The 16635-nt window shown below is 65.4% G+C and carries 15 protein-coding genes and 1 pseudogene; 7 read left to right on the top strand and 9 right to left on the bottom strand.

The annotated features are described in order from the left end of the window. Window positions 1-32: 32 nt before the first annotated feature. Both ACX40Y_RS09745 and ACX40Y_RS09740 read right to left on the bottom strand, forming a co-directional pair. On the bottom strand, window positions 33-458 hold the full coding sequence (locus ACX40Y_RS09745) for an EF-hand domain-containing protein (protein ID WP_459119358.1): 426 nt from the start codon (window positions 456-458) through the stop codon (window positions 33-35). Window positions 459-528: 70 nt separating this feature from the next. Then, window positions 529-1014, bottom strand: coding sequence for a hypothetical protein (locus ACX40Y_RS09740; RefSeq protein WP_459119357.1), 486 nt, complete (start codon window positions 1012-1014; stop codon window positions 529-531). Window positions 1015-1173: 159 nt separating this feature from the next. Between ACX40Y_RS09740 and ACX40Y_RS09735 the strand changes: the two genes are divergently transcribed. Next, window positions 1174-1890, top strand: coding sequence for a response regulator (locus ACX40Y_RS09735; protein ID WP_459119356.1), 717 nt, complete (start codon window positions 1174-1176; stop codon window positions 1888-1890). Beyond that, window positions 1887-3230, top strand: a complete 1344-nt coding sequence (locus tag ACX40Y_RS09730) for an ATP-binding protein (RefSeq protein WP_459119355.1) — start codon at window positions 1887-1889, stop codon at window positions 3228-3230. The genes ACX40Y_RS09735 and ACX40Y_RS09730 overlap by 4 nt, the downstream gene beginning before the upstream one ends. An 8-nt stretch (window positions 3231-3238) precedes the next feature. Here the strand turns inward: ACX40Y_RS09730 and ACX40Y_RS09725 are convergent, their stop codons facing one another. Further along, window positions 3239-3685: an RcnB family protein gene (locus ACX40Y_RS09725; protein ID WP_459119354.1), complete on the bottom strand. Its 447-nt coding sequence runs from the start codon at window positions 3683-3685 to the stop codon at window positions 3239-3241. Window positions 3686-3880: 195 nt separating this feature from the next. Between ACX40Y_RS09725 and ACX40Y_RS09720 the strand changes: the two genes are divergently transcribed. The 3 genes and pseudogenes from ACX40Y_RS09720 (at window position 3881) to ACX40Y_RS09710 (ending at window position 6410) form a co-directional block, all read left to right on the top strand. After that, window positions 3881-4561 carry an acyloxyacyl hydrolase gene (locus ACX40Y_RS09720; protein ID WP_459119353.1) on the top strand — a complete coding sequence of 227 codons (681 nt, stop codon included), beginning with the start codon at window positions 3881-3883 and terminating at the stop codon, window positions 4559-4561. A gap of 132 nt (window positions 4562-4693) precedes the next feature. Continuing rightward, window positions 4694-5473 (top strand): annotated as a pseudogene (locus ACX40Y_RS09715) (IS5 family transposase). Between the two features lie 85 nt (window positions 5474-5558). Next, window positions 5559-6410, top strand: coding sequence for an energy transducer TonB (locus ACX40Y_RS09710; protein WP_459119352.1), 852 nt, complete (start codon window positions 5559-5561; stop codon window positions 6408-6410). Between the two features lie 290 nt (window positions 6411-6700). Here the strand turns inward: ACX40Y_RS09710 and ACX40Y_RS09705 are convergent. Continuing rightward, a protein-coding gene (locus ACX40Y_RS09705) for an IS3 family transposase (RefSeq protein ID WP_459119351.1) occupies window positions 6701-7905 on the bottom strand; the annotation gives its coding sequence in 2 pieces (ribosomal slippage) (window positions 6701-7653 and window positions 7653-7905; 1206 coding nt in all). Window positions 7906-7968: 63 nt separating this feature from the next. Here ACX40Y_RS09705 and ACX40Y_RS09700 point away from each other — a divergent pair. Beyond that, window positions 7969-9056, top strand: a protein-coding gene (locus ACX40Y_RS09700) for an IS3 family transposase (protein ID WP_459119552.1) whose coding sequence is annotated in 2 segments (ribosomal slippage) — window positions 7969-8206 and window positions 8206-9056 — 1089 coding nt in all. Because the reading frame shifts where the segments join, the coding sequence is not laid out codon by codon here. A gap of 171 nt (window positions 9057-9227) precedes the next feature. Here ACX40Y_RS09700 and ACX40Y_RS09695 read toward each other — a convergent pair. From ACX40Y_RS09695 to ACX40Y_RS09675, 5 genes are all read right to left on the bottom strand, one after another. Continuing rightward, the gene (locus ACX40Y_RS09695; RefSeq protein ID WP_459119350.1) at window positions 9228-10436 is read right to left on the bottom strand and encodes an MFS transporter; all 1209 of its coding nucleotides are present in this window, start codon (window positions 10434-10436) and stop codon (window positions 9228-9230) included. Window positions 10437-10462: 26 nt separating this feature from the next. Further along, entirely contained in the window at window positions 10463-11470 is a 1008-nt protein-coding gene (locus ACX40Y_RS09690; RefSeq protein ID WP_459119349.1) for a SphA family protein, read from the bottom strand. A gap of 131 nt (window positions 11471-11601) precedes the next feature. Continuing rightward, a complete protein-coding gene (locus ACX40Y_RS09685) occupies window positions 11602-13245 on the bottom strand; it encodes a bifunctional 3-(3-hydroxy-phenyl)propionate/3-hydroxycinnamic acid hydroxylase (protein WP_459119348.1) in 1644 nt (547 codons plus the stop codon). Then, window positions 13245-14093 carry a fumarylacetoacetate hydrolase family protein gene (locus tag ACX40Y_RS09680; RefSeq protein ID WP_459119347.1) on the bottom strand — a complete coding sequence of 283 codons (849 nt, stop codon included), beginning with the start codon at window positions 14091-14093 and terminating at the stop codon, window positions 13245-13247. The genes ACX40Y_RS09685 and ACX40Y_RS09680 overlap by 1 nt, the downstream gene beginning before the upstream one ends. Before the next feature lie 29 nt (window positions 14094-14122). Further along, window positions 14123-14995 carry a VOC family protein gene (locus ACX40Y_RS09675; RefSeq protein WP_459119346.1) on the bottom strand — a complete coding sequence of 291 codons (873 nt, stop codon included), beginning with the start codon at window positions 14993-14995 and terminating at the stop codon, window positions 14123-14125. Between the two features lie 153 nt (window positions 14996-15148). Between ACX40Y_RS09675 and ACX40Y_RS09670 the strand changes: the two genes are divergently transcribed. Next, window positions 15149-16615 (top strand): carotenoid oxygenase family protein, encoded by a 1467-nt coding sequence (locus tag ACX40Y_RS09670; RefSeq protein WP_459119345.1) that lies wholly within the window; start codon window positions 15149-15151, stop codon window positions 16613-16615. Window positions 16616-16635: the final 20 nt, after the last annotated feature.

Genomic DNA, 16635 nt, shown 5'->3' with positions numbered 1-16635 from the left:
TGCCATCGTCACCAACGCCGCGGAAGGGACGATCAGCGCCGATCGCGCAGCGCGGCGACCTTGGCCTTGAACGCGGTCAGTTCGATCTGGGTCACCCTGCCATCATGATCGGCGTCAGCGCGATCGAATATCGGCATCGGCGCCCGCGCGAGTTCGTCGCGGGTCAGGCGGCCGTCGTGATCGGCATCGGCTTCGGCGATCAGCGCGTCTAGCCGTTCGACGGCGTCGGGCCGGAACCGCGCGAGCCGCTTGAAATCATCGTGGCTCACTGCGCCGTCATGGTTGCGATCGGCCTTGTCGAACCGGGCAACGCGCGACTGGCGGAACTCCTCGCGGGTCGTCACGCCGTCGCCATTGGTATCGGCATTGGCCAGCGCGGCGCCGGGATCGCGCTGCATCTGCGCCAGTGCGGGGCTCGCCATCAGAAGGGCGATCGGAAGGAACAGGTACGTCTTCATGCGATGAAGGCCTCAAAGCGTGGGGGCGGCCGCGCCCAGGGGCTGAAGGCGCGGCCGAAGGGGATAAGAGTCAGCGACGGGTTGGCACGGTGCCGCTCACCGTCCGGGTGGCGCCCTGCGGGCCGGTGAAGGTGCTGGTATAGCCTGCGGTGCCGTCGCCGTTGTTGGTGGCGCTGGTCGTGCGGCGATAGCTGTCGCCGTTGTTCAGCGTGGTCGTGCGGCTGCCGTTGAAGCTGCCGTCACCCCAGCTCGCGTCGCGCGCGGTGGTGGCGCCGCGCCCGTTGTTGAACTGGGTGCTGCGATCCGCCGAAAAGTGGCCCGGACCATAGTCGCGGCTCCGTTCGTGCCGATAGCCGCGTCCGTCGGACAGCTGCAGGCCACGCCGAACCGTCGCCGCGCCGGGCGCGCGCGTGGCCGATCGCCACTGGGCAAAGCCCTGCCCCGAAGCGCTCCGCCCCGCCACGGCATGGCCGCGGCGCACCTGCGCCTCGGCCGGGATGGCCACAGCCGCCAGCCCCGCGGCGAGCGCGGCGAAGCCCAGAACATGCTTGTACATCGTGTCACTCCTTGCACAGGCGACGGAAGTCGCCGCTGGCATCGGGGATAGCGGGCGGCTGTAATCCCGCTGCGACCCCCGGGTGACGAAGGGTAACAGAGTGTAACGGCGGCGCCTCGCCGCGTTCACCTGCGGCGCGGGCGGCGCTATTGCTACGCCATGGAAACCAGCTGCATCGCCGTTGTCGAGGACGACCGGGAAATCCGCGCGCTCGTGGTGGACCTGCTCCAGCGCGAGGGCTTCGAAGCGGTGGGATGTCGGACGGCGGCCGAGTTCGATCAGCTCAACGCGCGTCGCCGGGTCGACCTTGCCGTGCTCGACGTGATGCTGCCGGGCGAGGACGGATTCTCGCTCTGCCGGCGCCTGCACATCGCCGGCGAGATTCCGGTGCTGATGGTCACCGCCAAGAGCGACGATGTCGACCGCATCGTGGGCCTCGAGCTTGGCGCGGACGATTATCTCGCCAAGCCGTTCAACCCGCGCGAGCTGGTTGCCCGCGTGCGCGCGATCCTGCGGCGGACGCGCGCGCGCCACCGGGTGCACGCCCCTATTCCCACCGAACGCTACCGCTTCGGAGGCTGGACGCTCGACGTCGGCGCGCGGGCGGTGTCCACGCCGGACGGCGGCGAGATCGAACTGACCGCCGGCGAGTTCGACCTGCTCCATTGTTTCGCCACCCATCCGCAGCGGGTGCTGAACCGCGACCAGCTGCTCGACTGGACGCGCGGCCGCAGCGCCGGACCGTTCGACCGGGCGATCGACGTCCAGCTCAGCCGGTTGCGCCGCAAGCTCGCCTGCGCGCCGGGCGGCGAGACGATCATCAAGACGGTGCGCGGCGGCGGCTACCAGTTCACCCTCGCGGTGGAACGGCTATGAGCATCGGATCGAATCTTTCGCTGCGCCTGGCGGCGATCCTGCTGATCGGCTTCCTGCTGGTCCAGCTGGTGATCGCGGCGGTGGTGCTGCCCCGATCATCCGATTCCGGCCGCTCCTATGGCCTGCCGAAACCGGCGGAAGCGGCTGCCATCGCCGATGCGCTCGATCGCGCGCCGGCAGCACAGCGGAGCGCGCTGATCGGCGCATTCGACGGCGGCCTCTATTCGCTGTCGCTGGCGTCCGCGCTTCCGCCACGCTGGCGGTCTTCGGACGAACTGGAGGGGCTCGCCGCGCGCTATCGGGCCGCCGCGAACGGCCGCGCGGTCAGCGTCGACGGGCGGCGACCGCGGATCGGGCGATGGATCGGCGATGCGGCGCGACCGGCCCGCTTTCTGGCGCCGATCCGTGTGGCGATCGGCTTGCGCGACGGCAAGATCCTGCTGCTCACCAGCCAGCCCTCGGACGATCTGCGCGCCTATATCCAGGGCCGGGCGGTGGTCGGTGCGGCGGGGGCGCTGGTGCTGCTCGGCGCGCTGATGCTGGCGGTACGGCAGACGACGCGGCCGCTGGGGCGGTTGTCGCGAGGCGTCCGCCGGTTCGCGGACGATCTCGACGCGCCGGATCTGCCGGTGCGGGGGCCGCGGGAGATCCGCGCGCTTGCCGCCGCGTTCAACGAGATGAAGGCGCAGATCCGCGCGCTGGTCGGCGAGCGCACCCGCGTGCTCGGCGCGATCGCGCATGACCTGCGCACCTATCTCACGCGGCTGCGGCTGCGCGCCGAGTTCATCGAGGATGGCGAGCAGCGCAACCGGGCCGTGCGCGACCTCGACGAGATGGCCGCATTGGTCGACGACACGCTGTTCCTCGCCGACCGCGACAGCGCACCACCGGCGCGACCCGAGCCCGTGGCGCTGGCACCCGCGCTCGGCGAAATCGTCGCCGCGCATGCGGAGCTCGGCGACGCGGTTACCCTGGCGCCGGTGCCCGACGAACTGGCCATCGCCGCGACGCCCCTGGCGCTGCGACGGGTACTCGACAATCTGATCGTCAATGGGCTGCGCCACGGCAACCGCGTCGTCGTAACGGCGGCGGCGGTGGAGGCTTCAGTCGCGATCACCGTCGAAGACGACGGCCCCGGCGTGCCGGCAGAGGCGTTGTCGCGGCTGGGCCTGCCGTTCCAGCGGCTCGATCCCTCGCGCAGTCGCGAGACCGGCGGCGCCGGGCTGGGGCTCGCGATCGTGCGCGCGCTTGCCGGCCGCGATCGGGCATCGGTGCGGTTCGAGCAGGCGACGCCGCACGGGCTCCGCGTAGTGCTGCACTATCCCCGCGCGGCGCGCTGAACGCGTCGCTACCAGCCGCCGGGCACCGACTCCAGGATGATGCCCGTGGCGATCGCGGCAAGCACGATCCGATCCCCGGCATAATACCAGCGATAGCCCGCCGGCGGCACGCGCAGGCCATAGACGCGCGGCTCGACGACGACATAGCGCCGCATCGGCGGCGGCAACGTGACTCCTGCCACCCAGACCCGGCCATACACCCCGCGCGGCGGCAGATAATAGCCATAGCCGGGTGCGAAGTAATAGCCTCGGCGCGGACCGGCATAGACGGTGAATTCCGGCCGACCACGCCACCAGCCGGGGCGGGTCCGATCGACCACCACCACGCGCGGTACGGCTCGGTAGACCTGCACCGGGGCAGCAGCAGCCGGCTGCGAAATCGCAACGGAAGACGTCAGCAGCATCGCTGCCACGCCCGCATGACGTGCGCCGGCGACGACTATCTCGAAGATCATACGCTTTCACTCCGCAAGAAGGATGCGCTTCTTCTTCCCGCCGAATGCAACGCTGGAATGTGCCTCTGTAACCTTTTGTAAGCGCCAAGGCGGCCGGCACACTCCGTTACCGCGAAGCAATGTTGTACTTACCGCCAAATCCTATCGCTTCTGCGAGCACCCGGTCGCCTCCTGTCCGGGTCCAGGGGAAGTGTCATGCATCGGATTGTCGATCTTTATCGGCCGCAAGCAACTGGCCGTTCTTCCTTCCTTGCGCGAACAGCCGCCGCGGCGGCGCTGACCGCGCTGGCGGCATCGACGCCGGCAGCCGCGCAGGAAGCGGCCGGTATCGAGAAGAAGGGGTTCTTCTCGGTCGACGAACGAAGCTGGGTCGTGCGCACCGAGTACAATGCGCCACGCAATGACTTTAACCGCGACTTCCGCGACATCGGCCTGGCGACGCTCGAGGTGCAACGCGCCTGGACGCTGCAGGGCCCGCTCGAGCTTCGCGCCGGTGGCGGGATTACCTATGCGAAGGGCTCGACTGACGAGCCGTTCTCCACGGCCCCGGCGCGCAATGTCGATGTCCTGGGGTTCAATGGCGGCGCGGAAGCGCGAATCGACCTGTTGCGGCTCGACAGGGTCCGGCTGTTCGTCGACGGATCCGTCAACATGCTCTGGACGCACGGCGTGCAGTTCCCGCCCGGCGGCACCGGCTTCAACGGCTTTCTGCGGGCCGGACCGGGTGCGATGGTCAAGCTCAACGACCGCCTCGCATTCGAAGCCGGCTATCATATAAGCCATGTATCGAACGGCGCGGGGATCGTCGCGCATAACCCCGCTTATAACGGTCATGGGGTCTATCTCTCATTTCGAATAACGAGCAGGGCGCGATAGGCAGAGACAGGGATCGGCTGTGTCGCTCCTCATCCCGGCGTACGACTTTGTCCGACTTTAGGCCGTGTTGACAAAGTGGATTTCCAAATTGGCTGATCTCTGATTCAAGGCTGCTCTTTGCAGGGAGCGGCAATGGCGCGTGGGGATCTGACGGACGGAATGGGCGGTGCTCGAAGAGCTGCTACCGTCCGAGCGCGGCCGAAAGGCGCGCCCCTCGCATGACAATCGGCGATTGCTGAACGGCATGCTGCATGTGCTGCGGGTTGGTTGTCCCTAGCGGGACGTGCACGAACGCTACGGCAAGTGGAACTCGGTCTATGTGCGGTTCCGGCGTTGGGCCGAACAAGGCGTCTGGGATGCGATGCTGGCCACGCTGGTCGAGTTCGGGCTGACCGACGACTGGCAGCACATGATCGACAGCACCACGGTCCGCCGCCATGTTTCGGCAGCGGGCGCTAAAGGGGGACTCATAAGGAGGCTTTTGGTCGATCACGCGGCGGCTTTACGTGCAAAGTCCACGCCTGCTGTGACAATCAGGGACGTCCTCTCGGCTTCCTCCTGACCGGCGGTGAAGCGTCGGACTACGGCGCTGTCGAGGACCTCATGGCGCTACCGGTCAACAAGCCCAACGCGCTGCTGGCCGACAAAGGCTATGACGGCGATGTGGTCCGCGCAAACCTGTTGATGCGCGGTATTCTGCCGATCATCCCGCCAAAGGCCAACCGGCGCGAACCCATCGCCTGCGACTTCCGTCGATATCGGGACCGCAATCGCATCGAGCGCATGTTCGGGTACCTCAAGCATCAACGCCGCATCGCCACCCGCTACGACAAGACCGCGCTGTCGTTCGCCAGTTTCCTCAATCTCGCTGCGATCCGCCGGTGGTTGCCAAATTTGGTCAACAGGGCCTAGAACGTTGCCATTTGCAGCGACGCCCATTGACCCGCGTCGACCTGCAAGCCATCGTAATCAGTCGAATGCAGAGCTCGGGGGAGCTGTGAAGCAACTGATTGTTCTATTCTCGTCGATCGTCCTAATCTCCCCAGCCCAGGCGCAGGCGCAGGGTTGGCCGGAGAAGACCAGCCCTTGGGCGGCTTGGCCTGGCGGTGGCATCGCACGTGGCCCACTGGGTTGCACGACAGTGCTGGGCTCCGACGAGCATGCCGGCAAGCGGCTTGAGGTCGCCCTCGCCGTCACCGTGTTCAATCAAACCTGGATTCAATTCTCAGGCAGCGCGCTGGCGGAAGGCGAGGGCAAACCGAGCATGGGCACGTGGCTAAGGCCGTTCAAGGCGGATGGGGAGTTGGTCGATCGGCTCAACCCGATAGCCTTCCATGTCAGGGTGGACGCGACGCGAAAGGCAACCCGGCGACTCTACGATCGCGATCTGGACAGGATTTACGCGGGCAGCGGGTTCATCGTGGATACGCGAAGTGAGAATGGGCAGTTCAAGATCGCCCCGAAAAACAGCGGGGAGCAATTGCGCCTTCTCAGGCGGTGCGCGACCGAGCTGGCGCGGAGAAATCCCGGATCGGGCAAGCCCATGGCAACGAAGCCAAGGCTGCTCACCCCGCAAGCGCAACTGTTCACGATCGACGACTATCCGGATTCAGCGCTTCGCATGGAGCAGGAGGGCCGCGTGCAGGTGGAGCTCCAAGTCTCAGCGCAGGGGCTGGTGAGTGGTTGCGAAGTTGCGCCGACTTCGACTGCAGTGCATCAGTCCCTGCGCCTGGCCACGTGCGACATCCTGTCGCGACGGGCGAAGTTCGCACCCGCGTTGGATGCAGCCGGTCAAGCGACGGAAGGTAACTATCCGTTCGCAATGAGCTGGGCGCTTCCCTCGGACTAGCGCCCCCGCTCGACGGCAGCAGCGATCCTACCAAGATCGCTGCTGCCACATTGTGATTCAAACGAAGATCACTCTGCAGAACAAGCCGCAAGTCGCTCCGATCAGCACCGGGCGGCAAATCGTGAGCGGCCGGCCGACACTGCTGCGGCGCTTTCGACCGCCACTGCCGCCCAATCTCTGACATGCGGAGACTTTCCAAAGTTTTGGAAGCAGCCATTTCCCTGCGGCTATTCCCTGGCTTACCTGTTCTGGTGGTGTTGAACCTGACGTGCGCCCCAGATTGTTACCAGTCAGAGGTAGAGTCTCGCTCCTTCATGATGGTTGCTTGATGGGATGCCAAGGTGTCCGGGGGCATGCCCCCGGACACCTTGGCCGGCGATCTCGGCGGGGGTCTTCCCGCCCAGTTTCGAGTGCGGCCTGACGTGGTTGTAGTCATGCCGCCAGGCGTCGAGCACGAAGCGGGCGTGCGCCAGCGACGTGAACAGCGTCTCGTTGAGGCATTCGTCGCGCAACCGCCCGTTGAAGCTTTCGACGAAGCCGTTCTGCATCGGCTTGCCCGGCGCGATGTAGTGCCATTCGACGCGCCGTTCCTGCGACCAGCGCAGGATGGCCGACGAGGTCAGCTCGGTGCCATTGTCGCTGACCACCGTATGCGGCTTGCCGCGCAGCCCGATCAACCGCGTCAGTTCGCGCGCGACTCGAACGCCCGACAGCGACGTGTCGGCTACCAGAGCGAGACATTCCCGCGTGTAGTCATCGACCACGCACAGGATGCGGAAGCGACGGCTGCACGTCAGCGTGTCGGATACGAAGTCCAGCGACCAGCGCTGGTTCGGCCCGTCTGGCAACAGCATCGGCGCCCGCGTGCCTAAGGCTCGCTTGCGGCCGCCGCGACGGCGGACCCGCAGGTTCTCCTCGCGGTAGATGCGCCGCAGCTTCTTGTGATTAGGCGTCATGCCCTCCCGCGCCAGAAGATAGCCGAGGCGACGATAGCCGAACCGGCGGCGCTCCGCCGCCAGCTCGCGCAACCGCGCCCGCAAGGGCGCATCATCGCCCCTGGTCGGCTGATACCGGATCACCCTGCGGCTCACGCCAACCAGACTGCACCCCTCCGCAGCCTTTCCAACGATGCTCCGCATCGCCGGAACCTTGGGCTGCTCCGCCCGACGCTCGCTCAGACCGTGATGTTCACGAGCATGGGCGACCGCTTCCCGCTTCGCGCCGGGCGTCACCATTTTTTTGACGCCAGATCCTTCAGCACAACATTGTCCAGCATCGCCTCGGCCAGCAGCTTCTTCAGCCGAGCATTCTCCTCCTCGAGCGCCCGCAACCGGCGTGCCTCGGATACTTCCAGCCCGCCGTACTTCGACTTCCACTTGTAGAATGTCGCAGAGCTGATCCCGTGGCGACGGCACACATCCGCCGTAGCCATGCCCGCTTCCTGCTCCTTCAAGATCGCGATGATCTGCTCTTCGCTGAACCTGCTGCGCTTCATATCCGTCCGACTCCTTTGCGTCGGACTCTACCTTCTCGCGGTCACATTTCAGGGGCGCACGTCATCACGGGCGAGCAGATTGCATTTGCGTTGCGGCAAGCGGAGGTAGGGACGCCGGTGGCCGAGGTATGCCGGAAGATGGGCATTTCGGAAGCGACGTTCTACCGATGGAAGCAGTTGTATGGCGGCCTAGGGCCGTCGGAACTTCGTAAGATGCGGCAGCTTGGGGACGAGAACCAGAAGCTCAAGCGGCTGGTGGCAGACCTGTCGCTGGACAAGGCGATGCTCCAGGAGGTGCTGTCAAAAAAAGTGTAGCGCCTGGCCGGCTTCGGGAGATCGTCCACTGGGTTCAGGACCGGTTCCGCGTGAGCGAACGGCGCGGTTGCGCCGTGCTCCGGTTCGACCGCAGGACGCATCGCTACAAGTCCATCCGCGCTGACCAGGCGCCACTGCGCAAGCGGATCAAGGAGATTGCCGAGACGCGCGTTCGATACGGCTATCGCCGTATCCATGTGCTTCTGCGGCGCGAGGGTTGGCCGGTGAACGTGAAGCGCATCCATCGGCTTTATCGACTGGAGGGATTGAATTTGCGGGCGAAACGCCCGCGCCGGCACGCCATGGCGGCGCGCCGGGTGGAGCGGCCATTGGCCTCAGGACCGAACGAGATCTGGGCGATGGACTTCGTGTCCGACGCTCTGTTCGACGGAAGGCGCTTCCGCGCGCTGACCGTAGTCGATGCCTTTACACGGGAATGCCTGGCGATCCGGGTTGATCAGGGCATCCGGGGCGAGCAGGTGGTCGACGTTCTCGACCGCCTGCTGTTCGACCCCGGATCTTCGCCCGCCAAGATCCGCGTGGACAATGGGCCGGAGTTTATCTCCCGGGCGCTCGACCATTGGGCGTACATCAACCGGGTGACATTGGACTTCAGCAGGCCCGGCAAGCCGACCGACAATGCCTTCGTGGAGTCGTTCAACGGCCGCCTGCGCGATGAATGCCTCAACACGCACTGGTTCTTGTCATTGGACGACGCCAGGGCCAAGATCGAAGCGTGGCGGGCGGACTTCAACGACAGCCGACCTCACACATCCCTGGGGTTCATGACACCGGCCGAATTTGCTTCATCGGCCGGGGTTAACCCCGGCCGATGAAGCGCCGGATCTCTCGTTCTGGCCGGAGGTATTTCCGGGACAGGGTCAAACGCCGGTCGGTCTCTGGTCGCCGTTGGATGCAACACTGGGGTCACGTCAATCCCCGCTTTCGCCAAGATAAGGATCGCTTGGGGTGCCGGGCGGAACAGTGGAAGGCTATCGTCAGCCACCTCATCCGTTGCGAGGCAGTACCAGCGCGAGAACAGTGCCGAGGCACAGCGTGCCGATTGCACACAGAGCAACGGCGCTGTGGAGCGAACCCGAAAGGCCGGTCAACACGACGACCAGGATCGGGCTAGCGAACTGGCCGGCCCAGAAGCTCGACTGCCACAGGCCGGTGCCTTGACCCCGCTGGCGGAAACTCAGCAGCGCCATGGCGCCATTGAGCAGTGTCGGCAGCGCGATGCCGCCGGCCAATCCGACGATGATAAGGCCGATGACCACGGTGGTATGGGTCGTAGCCATTGCTGCGATTGCCAGTCCGCCCGCCAGGAACAGAAAGGTGCCGAGGCTCACCTGAGGCAGGCCGTAGCGGCGGACGATCGGGAAGCAGGCGGTTCCGGCAACGACTGCGATGTTCGTCAGCGCAGAAACCAGACCCACGGTGGACGGCGCTACCTGCCCGATGGCGTTCAGCAGGAAAGGCGTCTGAATCTGCCCTACATAGAAAGCCAGCGACATGACCACGGTAGCGGCGCAGATCGCCAGCAGCGGCCCCATCGGCAGAGGATCGGCGTTGGCGTTGTCGCGCGGGGCCGCCGTGCGTGCGGCCGGTCGATCGGTCGGAACGAACATCACGACCAGCGGCAGAACGAGCAGGGCGATGGCATAGACGGCGAACGGCGTCCGCCAGCCGAAATTACCGAGCACGCCGCCGATGATCGCGAATCCCACCGCCGCCATCGATCCGCAGGCGGTCTGCAGCGAGAGCAGCCGCTCGCGCTGGGGGCCGGAATAAAGGTCGCCGATCAGCGCGGTAGAGCAGGTCATGATCACGCCCTCGGCGACGCCCATCGCCGCGCGTGCGGCGATGATCGCATCCAGGCTGTGCAGGCCCAGCGGCAGCAACCCGAAGACCGCGTAGAAGAAGAGCGATCCCACCAGCAGCCGGCGGCGGCCCAGCCGGTCCGCCAGCCATCCCGTACCCCAGGAACAGAGCGCAATGATCAGCGCCGGAACGGTAAGGGCAATCGAGACCCGGGCACGCAGATCCGGCGTTCCGGGGAACGCGGCTTCCATCTGCGGCAGAACCTGGGCGACCAGCAGGGTGCCGGCGATCGGCAGACAGGCGAGCAGGGCGAGGAGAACGCCGGAAAATGCTCCGGTGTTCGCCTCGGGATGCGAGGCGCTGTCCGGCAGCGGTGTAGCGATGCTGTGCATGGCACGCTTCCTGTGTTTGAGGCGAGTTACAGGACCGGGACGATGACCTGCAGGTTGAACTGCGGGCCGTTGGCGTAATTGCGGGTCGTCACCGGCAGATAGATGTTCGCGTTGATGGTCCAGCGTGGCAGCCGGTTGATCTGGAAGCCCGGGCCCAGATACAGCGCCGATCGCTTCGTATCGGGCAGCCGGATGCCGTTGATCCGGTCATTATCCAGTTGCTGCACGGCATAGCCTGCCGCCCCGATGCTGATCCCGCGTGCCACTTCGCGCGAAACCGAATAATTGCTGTAGATCAGCTGACCGGCCTGGCCGTCGCGGAAGGTGAAACCCGGGATCGTCGGCGGATTGGAGATCCGGGAGGTCTTGAAATTGTAAAGATATTGGGTGCGGCCGGAAATGTCCCAGCCCTTGGCGGGCAATATGGTCCAGGCGACATAGGGAACGATCGACCAATAGCCGCTGCTCTGGTTCAGATCGTGCTTCCGATCGAACCCGCCCGTCGGCGCGATAGCGTTCAGTGCCACCCGGAACGACGCGACAGGGCGGCCGTGCTTGATGATCGGCTTGAACTGGATGAACGGCCCGAAGGTGACATCTCCCAGTTCGGTGCCATTGTCCACCAACTGCGGCCCTCCCGGATCGAACTTGCCGTTGATCGAGGTGACGGGGATCAGCACGTCGAATCCGATCCGGTTGCCGTTGATATCCCACGGGCTCGCAACCGAAATCTGGGTAACGGTGGTGAACACCTTGATGCGCGGATTGCGGAACGAGGAGGATTCATTGCCGTTGGCGTCGGTCATCGAATTGGAGTCGTTGTACCGCACATATTGCAGCACCGTCACGCCCGGCTTCAGGGTACTGAAGCCATCCCCGAAGCTGGTGCTGCCGAGATTGATCCCGTTGGTGGGCGTGACGAGATCGGGAATCTGGGAGGCGGGCAGCCCCCCGCTCGATTGGGCCAGGGCGGGGGCGCAGAGCCCACCCGAAATGCAGACCGCAACTGCAACTGACGTGAACTTTGCAACCATCCGATCCTCTCCTCAATGGGGACCTTGAGGTCCTCTCATGGCAGTCAGCACGATTCGCTGAGCAGATTCTGTTATATCCGGAATAATGCATATTTCAAACGATTCCGGTATGGATGGAATATTGTGGGTTATTAGGCGGCTAATTCGACCTCCTGATCCCGTGCGTCCACGCCTTGGGCGATGCCCAGGGCATAAAGCTGGCTGGCCAGAGTCGCCGCCTGCGCAGGGGTGAACGCGGCGAGGACGTACCGGTCCGGGCGGATCAGCAACACCCGGTCGCGATTGCCGGCGGCGTTGCGCAGCGTCCCCGCTGCATCGAGGACTTGTCGCACGCCGCTCATTTCCATGGCCGTGGTGCTATCATGCAGGCCGATCAATGCCGGCTTCAGCACGGCGAAGGCAGGCAGCGATGCGATTTCCGGCAGGGACGCCGCGGCGCTGCCGATGCCGAGAAGGGCGAATCCGTCGCCCAGCAAGGTATCGAGCAGGACCTGCTCGCCCATTGCCGTTTCGACGATCGGCTGGGGCAGCAGCCGCCCGACGATCGTCTTTCGAGCGCCATCGCCATCGGGGATCAGGAATCCCTCGGCAAAGCGCGGGGCGGGCTTGTACTTCATCTGTGCGAAATATTCGCGCGCCGCCGGCCAAAGGCCGAGCAGGTGGAACAGCGCGCGCGTAGCGAAGCCTGTGCTGTGGTTGCGCGGGCCCATGATGCGGCCCATACGCAATGCCAGCTGGATCATCTCGCGGACATGGTCACGCCGTTCGCGCTCGTAGGTGCCCAGCAGATTGGCCGGCAGCGTTCCGCGCGTCACCCAGGCCAGTTTCCAGGCGAGATTGTGCGCATCGCGGATGCAACTGTTCATGCCCTGTCCCGCGAAGGGCGGCGTCAGATGGCAGGCATCCCCTGCAAGGAACACCCGGTCCACCGACCAGCGGGGGGCGAGGCGAGCATGAAAGGTATAGACCGCCTTGCGGCAGATCCGGCTCCCCGGTGCCGCGCCATGATCGGCGAGCAGGCGCTCGACGAAAGCCTCGTCGGTTGCGTGTTCCGGCTGTTCGCCGGGCAACAGCTTGAATTCGAACCGGCGGGTGGTGTTGGGTCCTGGCAAGGCGATGCACGGGCGATCCGGATCGCAGAACACGATGGTGTTGCGGCTCGGCGCCGGCGAATCCTCCAGATCGATGATCAGCCATTGTTCGGAGAAGGTTTCGCCATCAAGCACCAGGCCCAGGCTGGTGCGGATGCTACTGCGCGCACCATCGGCGGCGACCAGATAATCGCAGCGGACCGTGCGCCGCTGCCCGTCGACGCTTTCGAGTACGAGCGTGACGCCATCGGCATCCTGATCGAACGAAGCGAGCGCATGGCCGAACAGCGTATCGACCGTGGCCGATCCCTCCAGCGTCCGGCGCAGCGTCGCCTCGAACCGCGGCTGGCGAAAGGCGTTCCGGCGCGGATAGCCATAGGGGCGGGCGGTCGGTTCCACCTTCATGAACATGTGCCGGCGGGGGGAGAGGTATTCGGAACCATAACCGGCAACGATATCGGGTAGCACCGCATCGATGATGCCGGCCGCCTGCATCGTGCGCAGCGCCTCGTCGTCGATCGACACGGCGCGCGGCTCCTGCACCGTTGTCGGGTTGCGTTCGACGAGCAAGGCGCGGGTGCCATAGCGCGACAGCAGGTTGGCGAGCGTCAGCCCGGTGGGGCCGGCGCCGACCACGACCACCGGATAGTGATCGTGGACGGCACTATCGGGACGGGCATGCATCACGCCTCGTCCTGCACGGTATTGACCAGCAGGCCGACGCCCGGAATGTCGATCTCGACCACGTCGCCGGCCTTCATCCACAGCGGCGGCTGGCGCTTGGCACCCACGCCGCCCGGCGTGCCGGAAACAATGACGTCGCCCGCCGAAAGCGGGGTGAAGGCGGACAGATATTCGATGATCGTCGGGATCGGGAACAGCATGTCGGCGGTAGGTTGCGACTGCACCACGGTGCCGTTCAGCCGCGTCGTCACCGACAGCACGCTCGGATCCGGAATCTCGTCCGCGGTCACCAGCCACGGCCCGAAGCTGCCGGTACCGGGGAAATTCTTGCCCGGCGTGAACTGGCGGGTATGCCACTGCCAGTCGCGTACCGAGGCATCGTTGTAGCAGGCATAGCCGGCGACGTGGCCGAGCGCGTCGCCCGCCGGAATGGAACGGCCGCCCTTGCCGATCACCACCGCCAGTTCGCCTTCGAAATCGAGCATGGTGGAGACGCGCGGCCGCAGGATCGGCGCGCCATGCGCCGTCTGGCTATCGGCGAAGCGGGTGAAGATCGACGGGTGTTCGGTCTTGTCGCGCCCGGTTTCCTGACGATGCGTCTCGTAATTATGGCCGACGCAGAAGATCTTGCCGGGATTCGGGATGACCGGCAGCAGCGCGACTTCCGCCAAGGCAAGCGCGTCGCTGGTCGCCACCGCCGCCTGCGCCGCCGCCACCGCGTCGGCCGCGATCAGCGCCTTCAGATCCGGATAGCGATCCGCGAGCACGGCGCCAACGTCGAAGAGCGTGTCGCCATCGACGACGCCATAGCTCGCACGGCCCGAAACCGTGAAACTCGCCAATTTCATATGTTCTACTCCGATGGGTGATGGGCGGTTCAGCTGCGCAGGAGCCCCTGCCCCCAGCTGTTCAACGTGCGTTGTTCGTGCGGCCACTTGCCGACCGGCCGGTCGTGCCGGACGATCTCGAGCTCGGCGGAGATTTCGACCCAGTTCCCGTCGGGATCGTGGACGAACAGGAACAGGTTGTTGCCCGGCCCGTGGCGGCCCGGACCCCATTGGATCGGGATGCGCAGGTCCGCGAGATGATCGGCCCAGTCGCGAATCGCGTTCCAGTCCGATGTCTCGTAGCAATGATGGTCGAACCGGTTTTCGGCAGCCAGGAAGACCGCGAAACTATGATGTTCGTCGCTGCAGCGCAGGAACGAGGTGCGCACGCCGCCCTGATCGTCGAGCACGTCGTCCGACAGCGTGAAGCCCAGTATATCCGTGAAGAAGCGCGTCACCCGCGCCGGATCGCGGCTGGCCATCACGACATGCTGCAACCGCGCCGGGGGCGTCGCGCCATCGGCTTCCTCGCTTGCGCCGGCCGAGTCGGCGAGCCCGAAGACGAACCGGTTCCCGTCCGGATCGGCGACCGTGATCGAGTCGCCGAACAGCCGGTGCGGACCGCGCACAAGGGGATGGCCCGCATCCTCCAGGCGGACGCGCAACCGCTCCAGCTCCCCGGCATCGGGCAGCGCGAAGGCGGCGGCGAGCAGCGATTTGGGCGCGCCGGGCCGGAGCACGAGCAGGCGATCGGGGCCCCGGACGATGAAACCATCGCCATCGGCTTCGATCGTGCAGCCAAGCGCCTGGCCGTAAAAGGCTGCGCTGCGCTGCGGGTCCGCACAGCCGATCTCCAGATGGTGCAGCCGTGCGACCAGGCTGGCGCGCGGGCGTCCCCAACGATTGTCAGGAAATGTCGGCATCGCATCCTCCCTTGGCGCCGGAACCGCATCCGGGGCCGTAAAATCTACATAATTCCTATTATGCTGGAAAAATGTTGTCAATTACCCCGATCGGCGCTACATCGGGAATCGCAGGGGAGCGGACTCAGTCTCCGCGCCAGCTAGGAGAGGGTTATGAAGTTGCTTTTTCCCGAAACGCCCGATTTCACCGGTCCGCTGTACACGCCGTCGCGGTTCGAAGGCGGTGTGCGCGATCTTGAGGTCGTCGGTGAGATTCCCGCATCCTTGTCCGGCCGATTCGTGCAGGTTGCGCCTGATGCGCTGTACCCGCCGATGCTGGGCGACGACATTTACTTCAACGGCGACGGCGCCATCACGGCCTTTCGATTCCAGAACGGCCATGTCGATTTCCAGCGGCGCTATGTTGAAACGGACCGGGTGAAGGCGCAGCGCGCCGCCCGCCGTTCGTTGCACGGCAAGTACCGCAATCCGTTTACCGACGACCCCTCGGTCCATGGGCTGAGCCCGAGCACCGCCAATACCAACATCGTCCCCTTCAACGGCCTGTTGCTGGCGCTGAAGGAAGACAGCCTGCCCTATGCGATGGATCCGGTGACGCTGGAGACGCTGGGCATCTGGAACGCCGACGGCCAGATCGGTAACACGACGTTCACCGCCCATCCCAAGTTCGATCCCGCCACCGGCAACCTGCAGGCGTTCGGATATGAGGCCGGCGGCATCGGCACCACCGACGTGGTCTATTACGAATTCACGCCGCAGGGGCGCCTTGTGCGCGAGATATGGATCAAGGCGCCGTTCGCGGGAATGATCCACGATTTCGCCGTGACCGAACAGTATGTGGTGTTCCCGGTTCTGCCCGCGACCGCCGACCTGGAGCGCATCAAGGCGGGCGGAAACCATTTCGAATGGCAGCCCGACCTGGGATATGAATTCGGCGTGATGCGGCGCGACGGCGACGGTTCCGACCTGCGCTGGTTCCGGGGCCCGAACTGTTTCCAGGCGCATGTGCTGAACGCCTTCGAGGAGGGCGATCGCATCCATGTCGACACGCCCTGCGTCGACGGGAACCTGTTCTATTTCTTCCCCACCGCCGACGGTTATTCGCCGTCACCCGAGACGCTGCATTTCCAGCTCACCCGCTGGACCTTCGACCTGGGTTCGAACAGCAACGTCGCCGGCATGACGACGCTGATGGATGCGCCGTGCGAATTTCCCCGTTGCGACGACCGTTTCGTCGGCCGGCCCTATCGCCACGGCATCATGCTTGGCTGCGACATCAGCCGCTTCGCGACCGACCGCTGCGGCCCGCCGCCGTGGCAGTTCTTCAACCTGCTGGTGCATGTGGATGTCGTGACCGGCGCGGTGCAGCATTGGTTCCCCGGCGATGCGGAATGCTTCCAGGAGCCGACCTTCGTGCCGCGGTCGCCCGATGCGCCGGAAGGCGACGGCTATGTCCTCGCCCTGGTCAACCATCTGGAGAGCTACACGACCGAACTGGTGATCCTGGAAGCGCTGTCGCTGGAGAAAGGCCCGATCGCCCGCGTCAAGCTGCCGGTGCGGATGCGCATGAGCCTGCATGGCAACTGGCTGCCGGATACCGCGCTGGCCGGACGCGGCTGATCTTGAGAGCCCAACAAGGA

The organism is Sphingomonas sp. RS6 (genome assembly GCF_054489705.1).
Note: the sequence above shows the minus strand (reverse complement) of the source record. Positions and strands in the feature narration are given on the sequence as shown.

Bases quoted from the DNA above. Each gene is read 5' to 3' on its own strand.
- ACX40Y_RS09745 (WP_459119358.1), bottom strand. From the start codon at position 458: ATGAAGACGTACCTGTTCCTTCCGATCGCCCTTCTGATGGCGAGCCCC.
- ACX40Y_RS09740 (WP_459119357.1), bottom strand. From the start codon at position 1,014: ATGTACAAGCATGTTCTGGGCTTCGCCGCGCTCGCCGCGGGGCTGGCG.
- ACX40Y_RS09735 (WP_459119356.1), top strand. From the start codon at position 1,174: ATGGAAACCAGCTGCATCGCCGTTGTCGAGGACGACCGGGAAATCCGC.
- ACX40Y_RS09730 (WP_459119355.1), top strand. From the start codon at position 1,887: ATGAGCATCGGATCGAATCTTTCGCTGCGCCTGGCGGCGATCCTGCTG.
- ACX40Y_RS09725 (WP_459119354.1), bottom strand. From the start codon at position 3,685: ATGATCTTCGAGATAGTCGTCGCCGGCGCACGTCATGCGGGCGTGGCA.
- ACX40Y_RS09720 (WP_459119353.1), top strand. From the start codon at position 3,881: ATGCATCGGATTGTCGATCTTTATCGGCCGCAAGCAACTGGCCGTTCT.
- ACX40Y_RS09695 (WP_459119350.1), bottom strand. From the start codon at position 10,436: ATGCACAGCATCGCTACACCGCTGCCGGACAGCGCCTCGCATCCCGAG.
- ACX40Y_RS09690 (WP_459119349.1), bottom strand. From the start codon at position 11,470: ATGGTTGCAAAGTTCACGTCAGTTGCAGTTGCGGTCTGCATTTCGGGT.
- ACX40Y_RS09685 (WP_459119348.1), bottom strand. From the start codon at position 13,245: ATGCATGCCCGTCCCGATAGTGCCGTCCACGATCACTATCCGGTGGTC.
- ACX40Y_RS09680 (WP_459119347.1), bottom strand. From the start codon at position 14,093: ATGAAATTGGCGAGTTTCACGGTTTCGGGCCGTGCGAGCTATGGCGTC.
- ACX40Y_RS09675 (WP_459119346.1), bottom strand. From the start codon at position 14,995: ATGCCGACATTTCCTGACAATCGTTGGGGACGCCCGCGCGCCAGCCTG.
- ACX40Y_RS09670 (WP_459119345.1), top strand. From the start codon at position 15,149: ATGAAGTTGCTTTTTCCCGAAACGCCCGATTTCACCGGTCCGCTGTAC.